17 protein-coding genes are annotated in these 21976 nt (G+C 52.9%); 7 read left to right on the top strand and 10 right to left on the bottom strand.

From position 1 onward, the window contains the following. Positions 1–79: 79 nt before the first annotated feature. Positions 80–1399 (bottom strand): MFS transporter, encoded by a 1320-nt coding sequence (locus A8O29_RS10780; protein ID WP_125354399.1) that lies wholly within the window; start codon positions 1397–1399, stop codon positions 80–82. A gap of 401 nt (positions 1400–1800) precedes the next feature. Here A8O29_RS10780 and A8O29_RS10775 point away from each other — a divergent pair, with 401 nt between their 5' ends. Continuing rightward, complete coding sequence (locus tag A8O29_RS10775; RefSeq protein WP_174081301.1) at positions 1801–4188, top strand: glucose/quinate/shikimate family membrane-bound PQQ-dependent dehydrogenase; 2388 nt, start codon at positions 1801–1803, stop codon at positions 4186–4188. Positions 4189–4316: 128 nt separating this feature from the next. Here A8O29_RS10775 and A8O29_RS10770 read toward each other — a convergent pair whose 3' ends face one another. The 4 genes from A8O29_RS10770 to lysM form a co-directional block, all read right to left on the bottom strand. Beyond that, positions 4317–6005, bottom strand: coding sequence for a methyl-accepting chemotaxis protein (locus tag A8O29_RS10770; protein WP_125354398.1), 1689 nt, complete (start codon positions 6003–6005; stop codon positions 4317–4319). 158 nt (positions 6006–6163) lie between these two features. Continuing rightward, on the bottom strand, positions 6164–7282 hold the full coding sequence (locus A8O29_RS10765) for an S-(hydroxymethyl)glutathione dehydrogenase/class III alcohol dehydrogenase (RefSeq protein WP_110508353.1): 1119 nt from the start codon (positions 7280–7282) through the stop codon (positions 6164–6166). Between the two features lie 23 nt (positions 7283–7305). Then, a complete protein-coding gene (locus tag A8O29_RS10760; protein ID WP_125354397.1) occupies positions 7306–7581 on the bottom strand; it encodes a metal/formaldehyde-sensitive transcriptional repressor in 276 nt (91 codons plus the stop codon). A 320-nt stretch (positions 7582–7901) separates the two neighbouring features. Then, positions 7902–8348, bottom strand: a complete 447-nt coding sequence (gene lysM / locus A8O29_RS10755; protein ID WP_110508355.1) for a peptidoglycan-binding protein LysM — start codon at positions 8346–8348, stop codon at positions 7902–7904. A gap of 122 nt (positions 8349–8470) precedes the next feature. Here lysM and A8O29_RS10750 point away from each other — a divergent pair, with 122 nt between their 5' ends. The 3 genes from A8O29_RS10750 to A8O29_RS10740 all read left to right on the top strand — a co-directional run bounded on the left by A8O29_RS10750 (position 8471) and on the right by A8O29_RS10740 (position 10958). After that, positions 8471–8734 (top strand): hypothetical protein, encoded by a 264-nt coding sequence (locus A8O29_RS10750; RefSeq protein WP_125354396.1) that lies wholly within the window; start codon positions 8471–8473, stop codon positions 8732–8734. 683 nt (positions 8735–9417) lie between these two features. After that, complete coding sequence (locus A8O29_RS10745) at positions 9418–10134, top strand: SDR family oxidoreductase (RefSeq protein WP_125354395.1); 717 nt, start codon at positions 9418–9420, stop codon at positions 10132–10134. Between the two features lie 128 nt (positions 10135–10262). Next, positions 10263–10958 (top strand): alpha/beta fold hydrolase, encoded by a 696-nt coding sequence (locus A8O29_RS10740; RefSeq protein ID WP_125354394.1) that lies wholly within the window; start codon positions 10263–10265, stop codon positions 10956–10958. Positions 10959–11236: 278 nt separating this feature from the next. On the opposite strand, the gene A8O29_RS10735 is transcribed toward A8O29_RS10740, so the two are convergent. Next, complete coding sequence (locus tag A8O29_RS10735) at positions 11237–12802, bottom strand: MFS transporter (protein ID WP_125354393.1); 1566 nt, start codon at positions 12800–12802, stop codon at positions 11237–11239. Between the two features lie 347 nt (positions 12803–13149). Between A8O29_RS10735 and A8O29_RS10730 the strand changes: the two genes are divergently transcribed. Further along, positions 13150–14328, top strand: a complete 1179-nt coding sequence (locus A8O29_RS10730; RefSeq protein WP_125354392.1) for an oligogalacturonate lyase family protein — start codon at positions 13150–13152, stop codon at positions 14326–14328. Between the two features lie 479 nt (positions 14329–14807). Here the strand turns inward: A8O29_RS10730 and A8O29_RS10725 are convergent, their stop codons facing one another. The 4 genes from A8O29_RS10725 to pntA form a co-directional block, all read right to left on the bottom strand. Next, on the bottom strand, positions 14808–15047 hold the full coding sequence (locus A8O29_RS10725) for a putative hemolysin (RefSeq protein WP_125354391.1): 240 nt from the start codon (positions 15045–15047) through the stop codon (positions 14808–14810). 187 nt (positions 15048–15234) lie between these two features. Next, a complete protein-coding gene (gene leuE, locus A8O29_RS10720; RefSeq protein WP_125354390.1) occupies positions 15235–15873 on the bottom strand; it encodes a leucine efflux protein LeuE in 639 nt (212 codons plus the stop codon). Positions 15874–15982: 109 nt separating this feature from the next. Next, positions 15983–17371 carry a Re/Si-specific NAD(P)(+) transhydrogenase subunit beta gene (gene pntB / locus A8O29_RS10715; RefSeq protein ID WP_110508359.1) on the bottom strand — a complete coding sequence of 463 codons (1389 nt, stop codon included), beginning with the start codon at positions 17369–17371 and terminating at the stop codon, positions 15983–15985. Positions 17372–17381: 10 nt separating this feature from the next. Continuing rightward, on the bottom strand, positions 17382–18911 hold the full coding sequence (gene pntA, locus A8O29_RS10710; protein WP_125354389.1) for a Re/Si-specific NAD(P)(+) transhydrogenase subunit alpha: 1530 nt from the start codon (positions 18909–18911) through the stop codon (positions 17382–17384). Between the two features lie 520 nt (positions 18912–19431). On the opposite strand from pntA, the gene ydgH reads away from it, so the two are divergent. Next, a complete protein-coding gene (gene ydgH, locus A8O29_RS10705) occupies positions 19432–20388 on the top strand; it encodes a DUF1471 family protein YdgH (RefSeq protein WP_125354388.1) in 957 nt (318 codons plus the stop codon). A 177-nt stretch (positions 20389–20565) separates the two neighbouring features. Further along, positions 20566–21948 carry an amino acid permease gene (locus A8O29_RS10700; RefSeq protein ID WP_125354387.1) on the top strand — a complete coding sequence of 461 codons (1383 nt, stop codon included), beginning with the start codon at positions 20566–20568 and terminating at the stop codon, positions 21946–21948. The last annotated feature ends 28 nt before the right edge of the window (positions 21949–21976 follow it).

The raw sequence follows: 21976 nt of genomic DNA, 5'->3' as shown, positions 1-21976 counted from the left end.
TACGTTGAAAACCCCTTCAGTATAGCACCTGATCTTGATTATTTTTTGACCAAAAACAACACTGGCATGAATATAAACCTCACCTTTTAAGCGGTTTTCCTGCGGTTTCTTTGGCTTTTAGCACCGTGAGGAAGGTGATTAAGGCCGCGCCCATCACGTAGTACGCCGGTGAAAACCGATCGCCGGTGGCCCCAATCAGCCATACCGAAAACCACGGAGTAATACCGCCAAAGAACGCCACCGCAAAGTTATAGGCGATAGATAAGCCGCCGTAGCGCACGCTGGTCGGGAACAACTCAGCCATAGCCGCACTGCACGCCCCGTCAAACGCGGCAATAAACGCCCCCAGTAGCAACATCGCCAGCACCGCCGACAGCATATTCCCCTGCGCCATCACCATCATCGCCGGGTAGCTGAACAGAATAAACCCGGCGCATCCGGCCAGCATCAGCGGCTTGCGGCCATATTTATCCGACAGCCAACCCATAAACGGCACCAGAACCGCGATGCCAAACAGGCCAATGGTGGTAATGGCGTAAGCGTTGAGCTTTGAGAAATGCAGTTCGGTGGAGAGATAACCCGGCATAAAGGTTTGCAGCGTCCAGTGCCCGACCGCTTTGAGCACCACGAATCCTACACAAAACAGCAGCGCCCCCCAGGCTTTCGTCACCGCAGCCCGCAACGGTTTGCTTTCGGTTTTACCGCTTTGCACTACGGCCTTAAATTCCGGTGAATCTTCCAGATGCTGGCGCAGATACAGCCCCACCCAGCCGAGCGGCCCGGCCACCAGGAACGGGATCCGCCAGCCCCAGTCGTTCATCGCGGTTTCGCCCAACGACGCCGTGAGAATAAACACCAGCCCCGAACCGGCAACAAAAGCCATAAAGCCAAAGTTGTCTATCCAGCAGGTAAAATAGCCGCGCCGATCGTTCGGAGCGTATTCCGCCAGATAGGTGGTGGCGCCTGAGCTTTCACCGCCAGCAGCAAACCCCTGAACCAAACGGGTCATCACCAATAGCACCGTCGCCGTGACACCAATCTGATGGAACGTGGGCAACAAGCCCATAACAAACGTCGCGCCAGAAGTGAGCAAAATGACCGTCGCCAGCACCTTCTGTCGCCCCACCCGGTCGCCCAATGAGCCGAAATACAGCCCACCCAACGGACGCATGATAAACCCGGCACCAAACACCGCGAACGATGACAACAGCGCCACGCCAGGGCTGTCAGCGTGGAAAAACTGCATACCGATAATCGCCGCCAGCGTGCCGTACAATCCGAAATCGAACCATTCAACAAAATGCCCCACACCGGTGGCGAGCAGCACCTTGCGCAGCTTACGCGCCGCTGGGATCTCAGCGGCGGGCGATACCGCCTGCAGTGTTTCTGTTCTGTTCATCGTTCATCATCGCCTCTTTTGTTTCTATTATAGATATAGTTTTAATCATGATGAGCGAAATATACCCAACGCTCACAGCGTGAATTGTGATGTCGATCGGCGCCAGCATTGAAATTATCAGTCCCGATCACAGTTTAGACCCTACAGAATTTTCATCGGCGGCCCTCGTTTTGACCCCGCCTCTGCCGCGCAAATAATGCGATATTATTTATTAACAATTGCGCAATGCAATTTAACAGATCTATCATGCTCACTATTCACCAAATGGTTCATTTGAAATTCATAAAGGTGATTATTGCGCCTCTCTGAAGGTATTTATTGCTTCATTCAAAAACTCATTCACGCTTAAGCGTTACGTATGGTTCATAAACTGTGTGTATGGGTGTCTTAAGGAGACAGAAATGGCAACTGGCAGTTCGCCACGCGGATTACCTCGGATCCTGCAGTGGCTTTTAGTGGTGCTGATGGTCGTGATCGGCCTCGCCGTGGGTGGCCTCGGGGCCAAACTCGCGAGCGTCGGCGGGAGCTGGTACTTCGTCATCGCCGGTATCGTGATGCTGATTTCAGCCTGGCTTATCGCTAAAAACCGTCGCAGCGGGATTGTGCTTTATACAGTGTTGTTCATCGCCTCGATTGTCTGGGCGATCAGCGATGCAGGCTGGGAATTCTGGCCGCTGTTCTCACGCCTGTTCACCTTCGGCGTGCTGGCGCTGCTGGCTATCCTGCTCTGGCCCTTCCTCGGCCAACAAACCGCCACGCATAAAGCCCCGGCCTTTGGCATTGCCGCGGTACTGGTCGTTATTTTACTGGCCAGCGCAGGCGGCATGTTCCGCCCGCAAACGCTGGTCACCGCCGACGAACCGGTTCCGGTGAAACCCGTCGCACCGGGCGAAGCGCAAAAAAACTGGGAGCACTGGGGCAATACCACCCACGGCGACCGTTTTGCCGCACTTGATCAAATCAATAAGCAAAACGTCAGCCAGCTGCAAGTCGCGTGGACCGCACATACCGGCGACATTCCGCTGAGCAATGGTTCCGGCGCGGAAGACCAGAATACGCCGCTGCAAGTGGGCGACACGCTGTTCGTCTGCACGCCTTACAGCAAAGTGCTGGCGCTGGACGTCGATTCCGGCAAAGAGAAGTGGCGCTATGATTCAAAAGCCACTGCGCCAAACTGGCAGCGCTGCCGTGGTCTCGGCTATTACGATCAGGCCGCTGCAACGCCTGCGGCTAATGCAGCGCCTGTGGCAGATTCGCAGCCTGCGGCCTGCCCGCGTCGTCTGTTCCTGCCGACCACCGATGCCCGTCTGATTGCCATTAATGCCGACACCGGCAAAGTGTGTGAAGACTTTGGCACCCACGGCGTGGTGGATTTGAGCGTTGGCATGGGCGAAATCAAGCCTGGCTACTACCAGCAAACCTCGACCCCTCTGGTGGCCGGAAATGTAGTGGTGGTCGGCGGCCGCGTCGCGGATAACTTCTCGACGGGTGAACCGCCGGGTGTGGTCCGCGCGTATGACGTTCATACGGGCAAACTGGCGTGGGCGTGGGATCCGGGCAACCCAAACCTGACTGGCGTTCCGCCAGAAGGCACAACCTATACCCGCGGTACGCCGAACGTCTGGTCAGCAATGTCGTATGACGCGAAGCTGAACCTGATTTATCTGCCAACCGGCAACGCAACGCCTGACTTCTTCGGCGGTCATCGCACGGCGTTGGACGACAAATACAGCTCATCTATCGTCGCCGTTGACGCAACCACCGGTCAGGTGCGCTGGCATTATCAAACCACCCATCACGATCTGTGGGACTTTGACCTGCCCTCGCAGCCGCTGCTGTACGATTTACCGGATGGCAAAGGCGGCACGACGCCGGTGCTGGTGCAAACCTCCAAACAGGGCATGATCTTTATGCTCAATCGTGCGACCGGTAAACCTGTCGCCAAGGTGGAAGAGCGTCCGGTTCCTGCGGGCGACATCAAAGGTGAACGTTATTCCCCGACGCAGCCGTACTCTGTGGGAATGCCGATGATCGGCAATCAAACCCTGAAAGAGTCCGACATGTGGGGCGCGACGCCAATCGACCTGCTACTGTGCCGCATTCAGTTTAAAGAGATGCGTCATCAGGGCGTGTTCACTCCACCAGGCCTCGACCGCTCCCTGCAGTTCCCGGGCTCGCTCGGCGGCATGAACTGGGGCAGCGTGTCGGTTGACCCGAATAACAGCCTGATGTTCGTGAACGATATGCGTCTGGGTCTGGCGAACTATATGGTTCCGCGCGCCAACGTGGCGAAGAACGCCAGCGGTATCGAGATGGGTATTGTGCCAATGGACGGTACGCCGTTCGGCGCGATGCGTGAACGCTTCCTGTCTCCGCTCGGCATTCCGTGTCAGAAACCCCCGTTTGGCACAATGTCCGCCGTTGACCTGAAAAGTGGCAAAGTGGTGTGGCAGGTTCCGGTCGGTACGGTAGAAGACACCGGTCCGCTGGGCATCCGTATGCACTTGCCAATCCCAATCGGGATGCCGACGCTGGGCGCTTCGCTGTCGACACAGTCGGGTCTGCTGTTCTTCGCGGGCACGCAAGATTTCTACCTGCGCGCGTTCGATACCGCGAACGGGAAAGAAATCTGGAAATCCCGTCTGCCGGTGGGCAGCCAGTCCGGCCCGATGACTTACGTGTCACCGAAAACCGGGAAGCAGTACATCATCATTAACGCGGGCGGTGCTCGTCAGTCTCCGGACCGTGGCGATTACATCATTGCCTACGCGCTGCCGGACAAGCAGTAATCTTCTCGCTGTAACGATAAAGGGACCGAAAGGTCCCTTTTTTTATGTCCGTTGTTGTGCCAGGCCTACGGTAATATCAAATTCGAAGTAGGCCCGGTAAGCGAAGCGCCACCGGGCATTTCCCTTAATCAAAAGGTTTCCCAGTTATCCCCGCTTGCCAGTGCTGGACGCTGTGGAACATAGGTTGGGGCGGAAGTCGGTTTCGGCTGGCGAACTGCACCCGCGTGCTGCAAGCGGAATGCGCCCACGGCTTCGGTCAGACGCGCGGCCTGCTCTTCCAGCGATCCTGCCGCCGCAGACGCTTCTTCCACCAGCGAGGCGTTCTGCTGGGTGACGTTATCCATTTCGGTGATCGCCTGGCTGACCTGCAAAATACCGCGACTCTGTTCGTCTGATGCCGCGGCAATTTCCAGCATGATGTCGGTTACGCGCTTCACCGCATCAACGATTTCGCTCATGGTGCTCCCCGCCGCAACCACTTCGCCAGAGCCGCGTTCAATCAGCGTTACGGACTCGCTGATCAACCCTTCAATCTCTTTCGCCGCCTGCGCGCTGCGGCTCGCCAGGGTCCGCACTTCGCTGGCGACCACGGCAAATCCACGCCCTTGTTCCCCGGCGCGCGCCGCTTCTACCGCCGCGTTGAGCGCCAGAATATTGGTCTGGAACGCGATGCTGTTAATCACGGCGGTAATTTCTGAAATTTTCTTCGAGCTACTGGAGATGTTACCCATCGTCGACACGACGCCCGACACAATCTGCCCGCCGCGGGTGGCTTTCCCGGACGCGTCTTCCGCCAGTTTGGTGGCATGATGCGCGTTGTCGGCGTTCTGTTTCACCGTTGCGGTCAGCTGTTCCATGCTGGCAGCCGTTTCTTCAATCGCCGCCGCCTGCTGTTCGGTGCGGGACGATAGATCGGTATTGCCCGCCGAAATTTCGCTGGTGCCGCGGTAAATTTCTTCGACTCCCTGACGTACGGTGCCGACGGTTTGCGACAGCGCGTGCTGCATCTTCTGCAAATCGTGGCTCAGCTTGCCGATTTCACTGCGCCCGGTGGCTTCTTCCGCCAGGGTTAAATTGCCATCGGCAATTTGCTCGATGCGATGCAGCGCACGGCGAAGGGGATTGATGACGGTGCGACGCAGCGCAACAAAGGTCAGCAGCGTCAACACCAGCGCCAGCGCAAAGGCACCCACCATAAAGGCCAGGCCGAGCTGGGTGCGGTGATGCGCCGATTCAGAAAGATGCCGCGCGCGGTCGCTGCGAATTTTAATCGCTTTCAGCAGCACCTCGTTATAGGCCGAATCCAGCAGGCGAGCATGCTCGTTTTCATGATTGATGATCGCCTCAAACATGCCGTTTTTAGCATATTTCAGCATCGGCTTCATGCCGTCGATATAGGCGTTGTAACGGGCGTTGATTTCGCCATCCAGCGCTTCGTCCGCAGGGGTTTTCACTTCTCGGTTCACGTACTGCTTGAACCCTTCCTGCGACTGTTTGATGCGCAGATCAGCCTCGGAGATATTGCGCTTCATCTCATCCATTTCAGCAATACGGCTGGCGGCCCCGGCGTGGATCAAGTTGATACGCGCGGTACGCAGGTGGTTTGAACTGTTTGACAGCCCCATTCGGACTTCTAACTCTTGCGTGACGTCGTTCTGGTCGGTATCTGCCTGCAACAGGAAATACCCCGCCAGGCCCGAGCTTAATGCGAACAGCAGCAGGATGCCGCCCAGAATGGAGGAGAACAGTGGAACGAGACGGATGTGATGTAAGAAACTGACTGTTTGCGACTTTTGCCCTGCGGCTGATTTGTCCATGGCTTATCGACTCTCTTATTGTAAGAGGCGTACCAAAACGCCCGTTAGATTGTCATCGGCCTGTCGGGGAGATTGCTTACGGGTAAAAGCGCTACATCGGTCACACTTTGGAGATTAAGCGGGGAAAAGCCAGCGGAAGGACTCCGCTGGCCTGTGCATCAGTTGTCGCCGAAATGGATAACGGTGCGGATTGATTTGCCTTCGTGCATCAAATCAAACGCTTCGTTGATCTGATCCAGCGGCATACGGTGGGTGATGAACGGGTCGAGGTTGATTTTACCGACCATCGCATCTTCGACCATGCCAGGCAGCTGGGTGCGCCCTTTCACGCCGCCAAACGCCGAACCGCGCCACACGCGACCGGTCACCAGCTGGAACGGACGGGTTTTGATTTCCTGACCAGCACCCGCCACGCCGATAATCACGCTTTCGCCCCAGCCTTTGTGGCAGCATTCCAGCGCCGCACGCATCACGTTCACGTTGCCGATGCATTCGAAGCTGAAGTCCACGCCGCCGTCGGTCAGTTCGACGATAACGTCCTGCACCGGCTTGTCGCTGTCATTCGGGTTGATGAAATCGGTCGCGCCCATTTCACCGGCCAGTTTGAATTTCTCCGGGTTGGTGTCGACGGCGATGATGCGCCCGGCCTTCGCCTGAACCGCGCCCTGAATGACCGCCAGACCGATACCGCCGAGGCCAAATACCGCCACAGTGTCGCCTTCTTTCACTTTCGCCGTGTTGTGTACCGCGCCGATACCGGTGGTCACGCCACAGCCCAGCAGACACACTTTATCCAGTGGCGCCTGTGGGTTTACTTTTGCCAGGGAGATTTCAGCCACGACCGTGTATTCACTGAAGGTGCTGGTGCCCATGTAGTGGTAAATCGGCTCGCCGTTGTAGGAGAAACGGGTGGTGCCGTCAGGCATCAGGCCTTTACCCTGCGTGGCGCGGACCGCCTGGCACAGGTTGGTTTTGCCGGATTTACAGAACTTACACTCGCGACACTCGGCGGTGTACAGCGGGATGACGTGGTCGCCCGGCTTCAGACTGGTGACGCCCTCACCGACTTCAACCACTACGCCGCCGCCTTCATGCCCGAGCACCGCCGGGAAGACGCCTTCCGGATCCTCACCGGACAGCGTGAACGCATCGGTGTGGCACACGCCGGTATGGGTGATTTTGACCAGCACTTCGCCCTTCTTCGGCGGCGCCACGTCAATTTCGACAATTTTCAGCGGCTGGCCTGGGCCAAACGCAACTGCAGCACGTGATTTCATTCCGTCTCTTCCCTTCTTGTCAGTTATTTTAAATACGATCGTAGCAGATGACCGACTTCCGCCATCCGCGCAGCACGCTGGTCGGCAGTGGTTTCGCCGGTCACCAGCTCGTCTTTAAGATGCATTTCAATCATTTCACCCATCAGGCCGTTGGCGGCCCCGCGTACGGCTGCAATCTGTTGCAGGATGTTCAGGCACGGATCGCCGGACTCCAGCGCCCGCTCAAGCGCATCGACCTGCCCTCGGATACGACGCACGCGCGTCAGAGCGCGCTTTTTATCTTCAGGTGAATGCGGCATAGGCCCTCCGGTATACTGTAGGGGGGTATAGTAACTTTTTTAGCATCCGTCTGTATACATTAACTTTTTAATGGTTATCAGCAGGTTGCTATAAACTGGCAATAGACACTCTCAGACATAACCGGGCATTTTGTTGCTCCCAAATTGCCTCTGAAGGCGCGACAGTTGCGCTGCTGTAAATGGCAGACAATAAAAAACCCCACCGAGGCGAGGTTTGAAATTGCATAACGTTATCAGCATAGATTCCCATCGTTGGGATGAGACTCGCCAAACTCCATCACTTGCGTGGCTCGCACGCAAGTGATGGTGGATGTGTTGAATTATTTAGGGACCCTAAGAACCTGACCAGGATAGATTTTATCGGGGCTTTTCAGCATAGGCTTATTGGCATCAAATATTTTGTTGTACTGATTAGCATCACCATAAACTTGTTTAGAGATGCCACTCAGGGTGTCGCCGGATTTCACCGTGTAGTACTGACTTTCTGTAGCAGTATCTTTTACCGTAACGTTATCTTCTACACCTGCAATCCCTGCCACGTTACCGACCGCAATCAGGATTTTTTCTTTTGCTTCCTGACTTAAACCTTCGCCGGTAACAACAGCCTTACCGTCTTCAACCTTCACATCAATTTTATCGGCATCCTGTAAGCCGTTCTTCTTAAGGTGCTCTTTAAGCAGTTCATTTTGATCCGCGGCATGTGCCGTACCGGTGACCGCCTCGAGTATCTTTTCACCTGCTTCTTTCACGAAACTGATTAAACCCATACATCCTCCTGCTCATAATGAGATTCACTACTCAGTTTAGCAGAGGCCTGAGAGGGGAAGCATGGGCGGTTTGACCTGCCACGTTAATCTTGTCGATTTGAACTCACAGCGAGGAACAGACGTTGGCAGTTCTTCAAAAACTTACATTGAGGAAACATGAACAATGGGAAGGAGGTCACAGCGTGCTTACCTTGATTAAGCGCAGCCAAACCGATAAGGCATTGGGGAGCTCATCAGGGGAAATGACCAAGGTTATTTTTATTAATGATTTGTTGGGAGAACTTACAATTCAAGAGAGAGTAATCTTAAAAGCCCTGACCATTGCAGCCAGGGCTTTTAAGGTACTTCAGACTTCAGATTTAACATTAATGGACTTAATAAAATGATACTGCTATTTAGACTGCTTTCAAATGTACCCGTTTACTACAGATAATATTGGGCGTTAATACTAAAAAACCTCCCTCTATTTATCTCATCATACACTTGCCTGCGCTTTTAGAACCTAAGCGTGGCAGCTTAAACAAGCACATCCCCCATCGCGACATCTACTCTTTGATGCGTTGCCCGTTGCTCATACGGTTACCATAGACAAACAAAACCGTCAGCATCTAGTAAAGAAACAAGGCCTTACATCGTCGCGTTAACACTACCATTTTGCGAACCAGCACAATCACTACAAGGCCTGAAATCAGCTACATCCCAAACAACAAACTTCGTGGCCTGTAAAGCAAAATGGCTTTCCCAAAACTTCTTTCTATTCGCTAACTTACTAACCACTTTTATTGTGCTGTTGAGTACTAATTTACTCATATAAGATTTGAGGTCAATACTGTTTTTTAAAACATGTCTTTATTTACAGCGATAGTGCTTGTACTCGATCCCGCTACTCACTGTACCCACCTAATAGCAACGTCCGCTATTAGCATTCCCCCTCCAAACATCTCCGACAGCTAAGAGCGAGGAGCAGACGTTGGCAATTATTCTGCTAGCCTAATAGAGGGTTAGTAAAAAATGGTATTTCAGTAAGCATTTGATTCGCATTCTTCCAAACGAAACAGAGGATTTTAATATGGGGCCATATCGCACTTATCTAATCACTGGTGCAACACGAGGGATAGGAAGAGCTCTCAGTGATAAATTATCAAAACAGGGTCATCTGGTTGTCGGCATTGCTCGTAATGACGATACCAGCTTCCCTGGCACTTTATATACGGCCGATCTGAGTAGCGCTGATGAAACAAATTTAATTCTAATGAAAATTGCCGAAAATCACGAAGTTCACGGCATAGTGAATAATATTGGTGTAGCCTTACCTCAACAACTTGGAGGTATTGATATTCAAACGTTCCAACATGTCATGGATATAAACGTACGCGTGGCAGTTCAAATTACACAAGCACTCATCGGCAACATGAAGAGCAGAGGCTGGGGAAGAATTGTTAATGTATGCAGCCGTGCCATTTACGGTGCGATTGACCGAACAGCTTACTCAGCAGCAAAAAGTGCTCTGGTAGGTTGTACACGGACTTGGGCATTAGAGCTTGCTCAATTCGGGATCACCTCAAATGCGATTGCACCTGGGCCAATAGAGACAGAGCTTTTTCATAAAACACGACCCGTTGGAAGTGAAGCAGAACAACGTGTTTTATCGACAATCCCAATGGGCAGACTTGGTTCTCCTACTGAAGTGGCTTCAGCAATAGCCTTTCTTTTATCACCAGAAGCGAGTTTTATTACTGGCGTGGTGCTGCCTGTTGATGGTGGAGGAAGCTTGGGAGGACGTTAGAAACGTTAAGAAACTCTGTGAAAATAGACAACGCCTATCCAGGGCTGGAATTTGATATTGTCGCAGTTAGTCAGATATTTTTAACCTGTCTAACCCAATAAATACACTGATGCATTTAAGCGAGATCTATGAGTTTAAAGCCGCGTACAATCGTTTTAATTCCCGGGTTTATGCTGAATGAAATGCTTTGGCATGAATTTGAAACATACCTACCGTCAAACTGTATTGTTCATCATGTATCTGTAACTGAAGGACGAACCATTCATGATGTAGTGCAGCATCTGATTACCCTTCTGCCTGAGAAGTTTTCTTTGATAGGTTTTTCGATGGGAGGGTGTATTGCCCGACAACTGGCAGCAGAATTCCCTGAACGTGTAGAGTCCTTAGTGCTTATTGCCAGTTCCTTACGGGAAGATACGCCGTTAGAGGCTGAGGCAAAGCGGAAAAGCATGCAGTCATTGTCCCCCACAACGTTTAAGGGGCTAAGCAGCCATGCTATTGCCCAGTCACTCCACCCTCTAAACACATCAAATCAGGATATGATTTCAGCTATCCAGAAAATGGGATGCTCTCTGGGATTTGAAGCCTTCATCACGCAATCATCCTTATCCAGGCAAGGTATACCTTCTGCAACGATATGTTGTCCAACTCTGGTTATCGCCAGTGAAGATGATGCCATCCGTTCGATGAAGGAGGCAGAAGAGTTGGTCGAAGCCATACCTTATGCATCGTTAAGAATCATTCGAGATTGCGGCCATATGATTCCGCTCGAACAGCCCAGGGAGTTGGCAAGAACAATTGTTGAATGGATCCCGGCTACGTAAATTATTGGGTGTTTATCCGGCAAATTTCCCGACTTGCTTCATCGGGGTAAGGTCCGCTCCTGGCACAGAGCAGACATCGCTTGAACCCACAGTGCAAAACATACATAAGAGATACCATTACTCGGCAATAGGTATTTCATGTTCCGCTTGTTTGTTGGCGTGGTCATCGTGACAAGATCTGCCCTTTCGAGTTTTTCTAGCCTACTGCTCGCTACCCTTTCTGCATAAGCCGTTGCTGGCCGGTTTCCCGGCCAGGCTATGACTTGGTTGTTTTTGGATCATGGATGCTGCGTCGTACCGAGGGAAGGATTGGGTTCGGTCACCTCAACGGCAGTCGTATCGAAGATTTTGCGGCACACCTTGCTATTGCCCCAGCACTCTTCATAAGGATAGCCAATCAGTTCTTCCATTACCGCGCGCACATCCGACTCGACCTGCGCAATCTGTCCCCCCGCTTTAATACGGGCCACTTCCCCCAGTACGACCAGGTGCGTTTTTCGGTTCAGCTTCATTTGCGCGCTGAATACCATTGCCATCAATGCCAACGCGACTACGCCCACGCAGAATACGACAGCGATAGCGGTCACGGCGCTTTCCGGCTGGGTGTGCGATTTTGACTGGAAGCCGTAGAAGCTGAGGATGGCTCCCATCACGAAAACGATAACCGAGCGCACCAGTTTGCCGGAGAAGGTCATCGCCCCAGCGTAAATACCTTCGCGACGGCGACCGGTGAACGCTTCGTCAATATCCGCGAGGAAGGTATAAACCGTCCAGGGAATGTAATACACGCCGCCCGTACCGATGCCGAAAACGACGGTAATCGCCAGCATTGCCGCCGTCGCGTACTGCTGCGGCAAGTTAAGCAAGTGCAGCATGCTGTAGCAGACAACCGAGAACACGACGATGATCAGTGCCAAAATGTAGGGTTTGCTGAAGCCGTGCTTCACACAGATTGTGATAAAGATGGCTGTCGAGAACAGCTGAAGAATAGAGTTGAGGCTACTCAACCCCGCCACCATCGTCGGATCATATTGCAACACGAAGATAATAAAATAGGTGAAAACCGAAGCGAACAACCACTCTGCCCCGAAGCCACACAGATACATGCCAAGGTGTTTGCGGAACACACGCAAGTGGAAGGTTGATTTCATGTCGCGCATCAGCGTCATGATGGTTTTACCCAGCGTCATTTTTTTCTCGTCGTTCGGCATGGTTTCCTCCACGGGACGTTCCCAGGAAGAGAGGTACAACATGCCAATCGCAAAGCAAAGGATCGCCCCGTAGGTCAGCGCCGTGAAGAAAAACGGCTGCGCAGAGTCTTTCCCGTAGATCAGAATGAACTGACCTGGAATAAATGCGGCCAGGAAGTTGGCAACCTTACCGAAAATGGCCTTGTAGCCGGTTAGCTTAGAGCGCGCCGAGAAGTCAGTGGTCATTTCCGTGGCGAGCGTTTCGTACGGGACCATCACCGATGTATAGATGAGTTCGAACAACACATAGGTAGACAGGTAATACCAGAAGCCGAAGCCTTCGACCCACAGTAGCGGGTAGAACATCATCAGAGGAATACCCAGCAGAATAAAGAAGCGGCGTCGGCCAAATCGTTTACCGAGGCGAGTTTTACCAAAATTATCAGATATATAGCCCATAAGCGGGTTGCTGATAGCATCGATGATGCTGGCAACGGAGAAAATAGCCGATGCCTGGAGTAGCGTCAGGCCGCAGAAGGTCGTGTAGAAATAAAGAAGCCAGATACCGGCAATAGCTAATGCGCCACTTCCCAGCAGATTGCCGCCGCCATAGGCCAGCTGATGTCTGAACAGAATAGGTTTTTCTGCGTTCATATACGTTCCGCCCCAAGAGATTTTAAAATAAACCGATGTTTTATTTTTGTAGGTACGGAATTTTATAAAGAGCGAGAGCATTAATTGATGTGAAATCGCTCACATTTATATCTGTCAGCGATGTTTTTTCGCCACTTCGTTACCCATGTAACAGTTTTCCACACGCAGCCTCTTCCTCAGCCGAACGTTGAATCAGCGACTTTGTGATCGACATTACATTTTCAGTCGTCCCAGACGACGCTCTTTTTATTTAGTGATAGCGTGTTTTTATATAAATGAAATTGCATTTCAATCAATGATCGACACCGACCAGCAATCACGTTGACAGCTACCGAAGGGAGCGAACCATGGCTAAAGGTTCTCAGATTCAATTCAGTTTCCACACCGTTGTAGATGCGCAGACCGGCGCCAAAGTCACGCGGCTGACACCAGCGAACGTGCTGTGCCACCGTAACTATTTCTATCAAAAATGCTTCACCCGCGAAGGAAACCACCTTCTGTTTGCAGGGGAGTTCGACGGTTATCGCAACTATTACCTGCTGGATTTAACTACGCAAATGGCAGTACAGCTGACGGAGGGAGCGGGTGATAATACCTTTGGTGGTTTCCTGTCGCCGGATGACCGGCATCTTTATTACGTGAAAAATGAGCGTAGCCTTCAGCGAGTTTCGCTGGCAGATTTCAGCGAACAGACTGTTTACCAGGTCCCTGAAGAGTGGGTCGGCTACGGCACCTGGGTCGCCAACAGCGAATGCACCAGCCTGGTCGGCATCGAAATCGCCCGCGAAGACTGGACTCCCCTCTCCGACTGGCAAATTTTCCAGGCGTTTTATCACCGCAAGCCGCACTGCCGTCTGCTGCGCGTTGATCTGCATAGCGGTAAATCCCGTGTTATTCATGAAGAGAATGGCTGGCTGGGCCACCCTATCTATCGTCCATATGACGACAGTACCGTCGCCTTCTGCCATGAAGGCCCGCACGACCTGGTAGATGCCCGCATGTGGCTGGTGAACGAAGACGGCAGTAACGTACGCAAAGTAAAAGAACATGCGGAAGGAGAAAGCTGCACCCATGAGTTTTGGGTGCCGGATGGATCGGCGCTCATTTACGTCTCGTATCAGAAAGGTCGCAGCGACCGCTGCATCCGCCGCTTCGACCCGCAGACGGGCGAAGATACCGCCGTTATGGTGATGCCCAACTGCTCACACCTGATGAGCAACGAGGACGGCACGCTGCTGGTCGGCGACGGATCCGGCACGCCGGTAGACGTAAAGGATACCGCCAGCCACATCATCGAAAACGACCCGTGGCTCTACATCTTCGACGCAAAGACCCGCAAATACGCTCCGCTGGCCGCGCATAACAGCTCGTGGAAAGTCCTGGACGGCGACCGCCAGGTCACGCACCCGCACCCGTCTTTTACACCGGACAATCGACACGTGTTATTCACGTCTGACCACGAGGGACTTCCTGCTTTATATCTGGCTGAGGTCTCTGAAGTGCTAACGGGTACTTTGCGTTCTTAATTTTTAGCTCTTTGAGGGCAATTCATTGCCCTCTGTTTCTTATTGAATGCTTCAGGGAGGAACTGCTATCACGCCCACACTGTTATCGTGATAGCGTCAATGAGTGGAGTGCGTGAAATAGGCTTTTCCGATCTTATACAAGCGAAGATTTAAACCCCCAGTAAGATTTCATCATATTGCGCAGCGTCAACTCTGAAACCATCAGAGAGGACGCGCCGTACTCTGGAAAAAGAATGAATACGCTGTTCTCTTCAAACTTCACAACCCGCCACCAATGCCCGAGGTAATACAACCAGTTCATACACTCACCAAATTCAATCTTCTTATTATTTATTTTTGGACTTTTGGGGGTCGCTCGCCCACAAGTTTCCTCCTAAAGTGCAGGGTTATTGGTGGTAGAAGGAAACGAAACAAGCAAAACGCGCTTCATTACAATAAAGGCTCGCCTAAGCGAGCCCTTAAAGAGAATAATTTGATCACTACTCAGGTTTTTTCCCACCGTTGCTGCGATAAAGCTCCCACTCCTCTACCCGCTGTTTATTGGGCAGATTGCAGTATCCAACCTCACCGTTGCCAGAGTTAACAATACTCAGTTTGCCGCCCTGTTTGATGCAGTAAATAGATGCAGGATTTGAGAGACCCGGTGCTGGGTTTTGTTCCGACTTTGATGTACATCCAGCGATAAGAATGACGGATATGGCTAAGATTGCTTTTTTCATAATTTTCCCCTTTTGAAGAGGAATGCTAACCAACCCACCCACAAAAAGCAAAAACCCCACAGAAATGAGGTTCTAAAGCACGCTGTTACCTCTGCCGCCAAACGTATTCCATGCTTATTGATGAGCCCTGGAAATAAAAAACCACGTCCGAGAACGTGGTTTGAATGCGGTCATATTGACGGAAATACTAAGACTGTAACGATGCCAGTCGCGCAGCAAACCCAACGAACACCAGGCCAATCAGGCTGTTGCCAAGTTTCACCAACTTTTTACGGCTGCCGACGAATCGAGTCACCAGCGAACCGGAGACGATCAGGAAACTGAGATAGGTAAAGCTGACGATTTCCAGCGTGACGCCAAGGATCAGGAATGCCAGACCCGGCGTGGTGGAGTGCACGTCGATAAACTGCACGAAGAACGAGACGTAGAACAGAATCGCCTTCGGGTTGGTCAGGCTCAGCGTTAACGCGCGTTTGAAAATCGTGCTGCGCTGTTCAGCGGTGTGCATGTGTTCGCCGCCCTTTTGCTTGATCACTGCCCACAGCATTTTCAGCCCGAGATACAACAGATACAACGCGCCCAGGTAACGGACGATGTTAAACAGCACCGGCGTGGTTTTAATCAGCGTGGCGACACCCGCGTAAGAGAGGAACATCAGCACCGCATCGCCGATAAACACCGCCAGCGCGGCCAGATAGCCGGTGCGGATGCCGTATGCGGCCCCGGTTTTGAGCACAAAAAAGGTATTAGGCCCCGGCACCAGAATGATAAATATCGCGCCGACCAGGTAGGTCCAGTAATTCAGTACGCCAAAATCCGCAAACACGCTGTTCTCCCTTCACTGCTGCTGATTCAAAATGTGACCACCATCATAACAAAAAAGCCGCCTTCCTTTTACCGGAAGACGGCTTTAAACACAGATTTATATCAGCGAATTACAGCGCTTTGAGGATCGCATCCACGCTGGCTTTTGCATCGCCAAACAGCATGTGGGTGTTCTCTTTGAAGAACAGCGGGTTCTGCACGCCAGCATAGCCGGTGTTCATCGAACGTTTGAAGACGATAACGTTCTGCGCTTTCCACACTTCCAGCACCGGCATTCCGGCGATTGGGCTCTTCGGATCGTCAAGCGCCGCCGGGTTAACGGTGTCGTTGGCACCAATCACCAGCACGGTGTCGGTATCGCGGAAGTCGTCGTTGATTTCGTCCATTTCCAGCACGATGTCATACGGCACTTTCGCTTCAGCCAGCAGCACGTTCATGTGCCCTGGCAAACGGCCCGCCACCGGGTGAATACCGAAACGCACTTTGATCCCGCGCGCACGCAGTCTTTCAGTGATTTCAGCCACCGGATACTGCGCCTGCGCCACCGCCATACCGTAGCCTGGGGTGATGATGACCGTCTGCGAGTTTTTCAGCATGTCAGCCGTGTCTTCCGCGCTGATTTCGCGATGTTCACCCACTTCGTCGTCAGCCCCGGTAGAGGAACCGTCGGTGCCGAAGCCACCCGCAATCACGCTGAAGAACGATCGGTTCATCGCCTTACACATGATGTAAGACAGGATCGCACCGGAAGAACCGACCAGCGCACCGGTGACAATCAGCAGGTCGTTGCTGAGCATAAAGCCCGCCGCCGCTGCCGCCCAACCGGAATATGAGTTCAGCATCGAGACCACAACCGGCATGTCAGCCCCACCGATGGACGCTACCAGGTGCCAGCCAAATGCCAGCGCGATAACGGTCATGATGATCAGCGCCAGCACTTGCAGGCCAACGCTTTCGGTACGAACGAACACCACCAGCATCAGGAATGAAACCACCAGCGCAGCCAGGTTCATTTTGTGACGATTCGGCAGCATCAGCGGCTTGGACGAAATTTTGCCGCGCAGTTTACCGAATGCCACGATAGAACCAGTGAAGGTCACCGCACCAATAAAGATGCCGAGGAACACTTCGGTCAGGTGAATATTGACCAGAATCGGTTCGAGGCCCGGTTCGTGGTACAGGTAGCTGTTAAAGCCAACCAGTACCGCCGCCAGACCCACAAAGCTGTGCAGCACCGCCACCAGCTCTGGCATTTCGGTCATTTCGACACGTTTTGCCAGACGAATACCGATCGCCCCGCCGATGATCATCGCCACTAAAATCCACGCTACGTTGCCCGTTTCCGGTCCAAAAATGGTGGCGATCAGCGCAATGGCCATCCCGGCGATGCCGTAATAGTTGCCCTGCTGTGACGTTTCGTGTTTCGAAAGCCCTGCCAGACTGAAAATAAACAGGATCGCGGCAACAATGTATGCAGCTGTAACTAATCCTCCAGACATGTGCTACCCCTTACCCTTTGCGGAACATTTTCAGCATGCGCTGAGTCACGGTGAAACCACCGAAAATATTGATGCTGGCAATCAGTACGGCAATAAAGCTGAGGAAACTGACCCAGCCGCCGTGACCAATTTGCAGCAGCGCACCCACCACGATGATTCCGGAAATGGCGTTCGTTACCGACATCAGCGGCGTGTGCAGCGCATGAGACACGTTCCACACTACGTAATAACCCACCACGCAGGAGAGCGCGAACACGGTGAAGTGACCGAGGAACTCTTTTGGCGCAACGTCTGCGAGCCAGCCAAACAGAATAATCGCCAGCGCCATCAGCGCGTATTTGCGCCACGGCGATGCCGGTTTTTCCGGTTCTGCTGGTGCTGTTTCAACTTTTGCGGTCGCTTTCGGCTGCGCAGAAACCTGAATCGGCGGCGCAGGCCAGGTGACTTCACCTTCGCGAACGACGGTGACGCCGCGAATAACCACGTCGTCAAAATCAATATTGATGTTGCCGTCTTTTTCTTTGCACAGCAGTTTGAGCAGGTTCACCAGGTTGGTGCCGTAAAGCTGTGAAGACTGGGTCGGCAGGCGGCTGGCCAAATCGGTATAGCCAATCACCTTCACGCCGTTAGCTGTGGTGAACACTTCACCCGGCACGGTGTATTCGCAGTTGCCGCCATTTTGCGCCGCTAGATCAACCACCACGCTGCCTGGATTCATCGAATCCACCATTTCGCGGGTGATCAGCTTCGGGGCGGGCTTGCCAGGGATCAGTGCGGTGGTGACGATAATATCGACTTCTTTCGCCTGGGCGGCGAAGAGTTCCATTTCCGCTTTGATGAAGGCTTCGGACATCACTTTGGCATAGCCATCGCCGCTACCCGCTTCTTCTTCGAAATCCAGTTCGAGGAATTCAGCGCCCATACTCTGGACCTGTTCCTTCACTTCCGGACGGGTGTCGAAGGCACGCACAATAGCGCCGAGGCTGTTTGCCGCGCCGATGGCGGCCAGACCTGCTACGCCCGCACCGATCACCATGACTTTAGCTGGTGGCACTTTACCGGCAGCGGTGATTTGCCCGGTGAAGAAGCGACCAAACTCGTGAGCGGCTTCAACAATCGCGCGGTAACCGGCGATGTTCGCCATCGAACTCAGGGCATCGAGAGACTGCGCGCGCGAAATACGCGGCACGGAATCCATCGCCATCACGTTCACCTGACGTTCGGCTAATTTCGCCATCAGCTCCGGGTTTTGTGCTGGCCAAATAAAGCTTATCAGCGTGGTGCCCGGATTAAGCAGCGCGATTTCCGCGTCCGTCGGGGCATTCACCTTCAAAATAATGTCAGACTGCCAGACGGTTTCTGTGCTGACGATTTCAGCGCCCGCGTCGGTAAAAGCGCGATCGTCAAAGCTTGCAAGCTTACCGGCCCCGCTTTCCACGGCCACTGTAAAACCGAGTTTGAGCAGCTGTTCTACCGTTTTCGGCGTCGCTGCAACACGGGTTTCCAGGGCCAGCGTCTCTTGAGGTACTGCAATACGCATAGTTTTCCCTTCCATCGATTGTAATGATGGTTTGTTGTCTTATCGGGTTCCGTCCCTGCAGTATGGACTGGCTAAGAGGCGAGCACCCGGAAAAAAAACAGTAACAAACTTTCTATAAGCTACTGAAAATAGCGGTTGTGATCTACCGCGATGAAACAGTAATTGTGATTTTATTAGGGAAAAGTCACTTATGCAGGTCTCAGGCAGTAATATTTACCTGATTTTGTCTGGCAAGCCTGATAATTCGCTTAAGCGAAGCGGTAAAACATGATTATTCTCGGTGCTGTTACCGGAAATTAACATCACATTAACTTATAAAAGTCATAATGATTATCGCTTTTGCTGGTCAACTGCCCATTTCCACAACATATCGTTAAAAGTTATCGCGCCCTGTTATCGGGGTCGCACAAGATGAGCAAAATCACGCAGACAGTGAAGCAATTTAAATGCAATAATCTGTGACGTTTTAGTCACTAACAACTACCAGTACCTGGTTTGCGCAAGGCGAAGGATTATTTTTATGAAGCTTAAGTACACCCTCCTGGCGTCCGCTCTCCTGTCTGCAGCGGCTTTTTCCGCCAGTGCAGCTACCGAGTTAACGCCGGAGCAAGCGGCAGCCCTCAAGCCGTACGATCGTATCGTTATCACCGGTCGTTTTAATGCTATTGGTGACGCCGTTGATGCTGTTTCCCGTAAAGCCGACAAAGCAGGCGCAGCCTCTTTCTACGTCGTCGATACCTCCGATTTCTCCAGCAGTGGCAACTGGCGCGTTACCGCAGACTTATATAAAGACGATGCCGCTAAAGCCGACGCACCTAAAAACCGCGTAATTGGTGGCGTGACTGAACTGCCGAAAGACCAGGCTGCGCTGATTGAGCCATTCGACACCGTCACCGTGCAGGGTTTTTACCGTAGCCAGCCTGACGTTAACTCTGCTATTGCGAAAGCCGCGAAAGAGAAAGGCGCTGCGTCGTTCTTTATCGTTCGTCAGGTGGATGCCAACGGCGGCGGTAACCAGCGTGTCACCGCTTATATCTATAAAGCCGATGCCAAGAAACGTGTGGTTCAGAGCCCGGATGCCATCCCGGCAAATTCTGAAGCAGGACGTGCTGCGTTAGCGGAAGGTGGTGAAGCGGCGAAGAAAGTTGAAATCCCAGGCGTGGCGACTTCGTCAACCGTGGGCTCGACGTCGGCTGCAGGCGTTGGTCTGTTCTTCGAAACGCAGTCTACTAAAGGTGGGCGTTACAGTGTCACGCTGCCAGATGGGACCAAGATTGAAGAGCTGAACAAAGTCACCGCCGCCCAGATGGTGCCGTTTGATGACGTTCAGTTCACCGGCAACTACGGCAACATGACTGAAATCTCTTATCAGGTCGCTAAGCGTGCGGCTAAGAAAGGGGCGAAGTACTACCACATTACCCGCCAGTGGCAGGAACGTGGTGGCAACATGACCATCAGCGCCGACCTCTATAAGTAATTGCTTTTCATGACGCATCAGGCAGCCTCGGCTGCCTTTTTTATTTTTTTCTGGCTTACGCCATTGCATGCCACCCACTCTCTCCGTAAAATCGCGCGCCGTAGCGTAATCATCCATTTTTATGCGATTTAGCCAAATAAATATTCTGGCTTATGTTCTTCCTTCGACAGGATGCCCATGGAAAAGAAACTCGGCCTTAGTGCCCTGACGGCCCTGGTACTCAGCTCAATGCTGGGTGCAGGCGTATTCAGTTTGCCGCAGAACATGGCCGAAGTGGCTAGCCCTTCCGCACTGCTTATCGGTTGGGCCATTACCGGCGTGGGCATCTTGTTCCTCGCTTTTGCTATGCTGCTGCTGACCCGCATTCGTCCGGATCTGGATGGCGGCATTTTCACCTACGCCCGTGAAGGCTTCGGCGAACTGATTGGCTTCTGCTCCGCCTGGGGTTACTGGCTTTGTGCGGTGATCGCCAACGTATCCTATCTGGTGATCGTTTTCTCGGCCCTGAGCTTCTTTACCGATACCCCAGAACTGCGCCTGTTTGGCGACGGCAATACCTGGCAGGCGATGATTGGCGCGTCGGTGCTGCTGTGGGTGGTGCATTTTCTGGTCCTGCGCGGCGTGCAAACCGCCGCCAGCATTAACCTGGTGGCTACGCTTGCGAAGCTGGTGCCGCTCGGTCTGTTTATCGTGTTGGCGGCGATGGCCTTCAGCAGCGACACCTTCAGCCTTGATTTCAGCGGCGTAGCGCTGGGCGTGCCGGTGTGGGAACAGGTTAAAGGCACGATGCTCATTACCCTGTGGGTGTTTATCGGCGTCGAAGGTGCGGTGGTGGTTTCTGCCCGCGCACGTAATAAGAAAGACGTGGGCCGTGCCACTCTGTTGGCGGTGCTTTCAGCGTTGAGCGTTTATTTACTCGTCACCCTGCTTTCGATGGGCGTAGTAGCACGTCCAGAGCTCGCAGAGATGCGCAACCCGTCGATGGCTGGCCTGATGGTGCGCCTGATGGGCTCCTGGGGCGAAGTGGTGATTGCTGCCGGACTGATTGTTTCCGTGTGCGGGGCGTATCTGAGCTGGACCATTATGGCGGCCGAAGTGCCGTATCTGGCGGCGACGCACAAAGCATTCCCGCGCATTTTTGCCCGTCAGAATAAAAATAACGCACCGTCTTCTTCGCTGTGGTTGACTAATATCAGCGTGCAGGTGTGTCTGATCCTGATTGGGATCACTGGCTCTGACTACAATACGCTGCTGACCATCGCCTCAGAGATGATTCTGGTACCGTATTTCCTCGTCGGCGCATTCCTGCTAAAGATGGCCACGCGTCCGCTTCATAAAGCGGTGGGTATCGGAGCCTGCATTTATGGCTTATGGTTACTGTACGCTTCAGGACCGATGCACCTGCTGCTGTCGGTTGTGCTGTACGCGCCGGGACTGCTTGTGTTTATGTATGCTCGCCGCACGCATGCATTGAGTGACTCGCTCAAGCGTCGTGAAATGGCGTTAATTGGTTTATTACTGGTTGCCGCCGTGCCGGCAACCTGGATATTAGTGGGGTAACGCGCTTACCCCATCGCGACCCTAAGGA

It is taken from the genome of Scandinavium goeteborgense, from assembly GCF_003935895.2.
Lineage (GTDB): Bacteria > Pseudomonadota > Gammaproteobacteria > Enterobacterales > Enterobacteriaceae > Scandinavium > Scandinavium goeteborgense.
Note: the sequence above shows the minus strand (reverse complement) of the source record. Positions and strands in the feature narration are given on the sequence as shown.

Coding starts and splice junctions, on each gene's coding strand:
- A8O29_RS10780 (WP_125354399.1), bottom strand. CDS start 1,399: ATGAACAGAACAGAAACACTGCAGGCGGTATCGCCCGCCGCTGAGATC.
- A8O29_RS10730 (WP_125354392.1), top strand. CDS start 13,150: ATGGCTAAAGGTTCTCAGATTCAATTCAGTTTCCACACCGTTGTAGAT.
- pntA (WP_125354389.1), bottom strand. CDS start 18,911: ATGCGTATTGCAGTACCTCAAGAGACGCTGGCCCTGGAAACCCGTGTT.
- lysM (WP_110508355.1), bottom strand. CDS start 8,348: ATGGGTTTAATCAGTTTCGTGAAAGAAGCAGGTGAAAAGATACTCGAG.
- A8O29_RS10770 (WP_125354398.1), bottom strand. CDS start 6,005: ATGGACAAATCAGCCGCAGGGCAAAAGTCGCAAACAGTCAGTTTCTTA.
- A8O29_RS10740 (WP_125354394.1), top strand. CDS start 10,263: ATGAGTTTAAAGCCGCGTACAATCGTTTTAATTCCCGGGTTTATGCTG.
- A8O29_RS10735 (WP_125354393.1), bottom strand. CDS start 12,802: ATGAACGCAGAAAAACCTATTCTGTTCAGACATCAGCTGGCCTATGGC.
- ydgH (WP_125354388.1), top strand. CDS start 19,432: ATGAAGCTTAAGTACACCCTCCTGGCGTCCGCTCTCCTGTCTGCAGCG.
- A8O29_RS10700 (WP_125354387.1), top strand. CDS start 20,566: ATGGAAAAGAAACTCGGCCTTAGTGCCCTGACGGCCCTGGTACTCAGC.
- A8O29_RS10760 (WP_125354397.1), bottom strand. CDS start 7,581: ATGCCGCATTCACCTGAAGATAAAAAGCGCGCTCTGACGCGCGTGCGT.
- A8O29_RS10775 (WP_174081301.1), top strand. CDS start 1,801: ATGGCAACTGGCAGTTCGCCACGCGGATTACCTCGGATCCTGCAGTGG.
- A8O29_RS10725 (WP_125354391.1), bottom strand. CDS start 15,047: ATGAAAAAAGCAATCTTAGCCATATCCGTCATTCTTATCGCTGGATGT.
- A8O29_RS10745 (WP_125354395.1), top strand. CDS start 9,418: ATGGGGCCATATCGCACTTATCTAATCACTGGTGCAACACGAGGGATA.
- pntB (WP_110508359.1), bottom strand. CDS start 17,371: ATGTCTGGAGGATTAGTTACAGCTGCATACATTGTTGCCGCGATCCTG.
- A8O29_RS10765 (WP_110508353.1), bottom strand. CDS start 7,282: ATGAAATCACGTGCTGCAGTTGCGTTTGGCCCAGGCCAGCCGCTGAAA.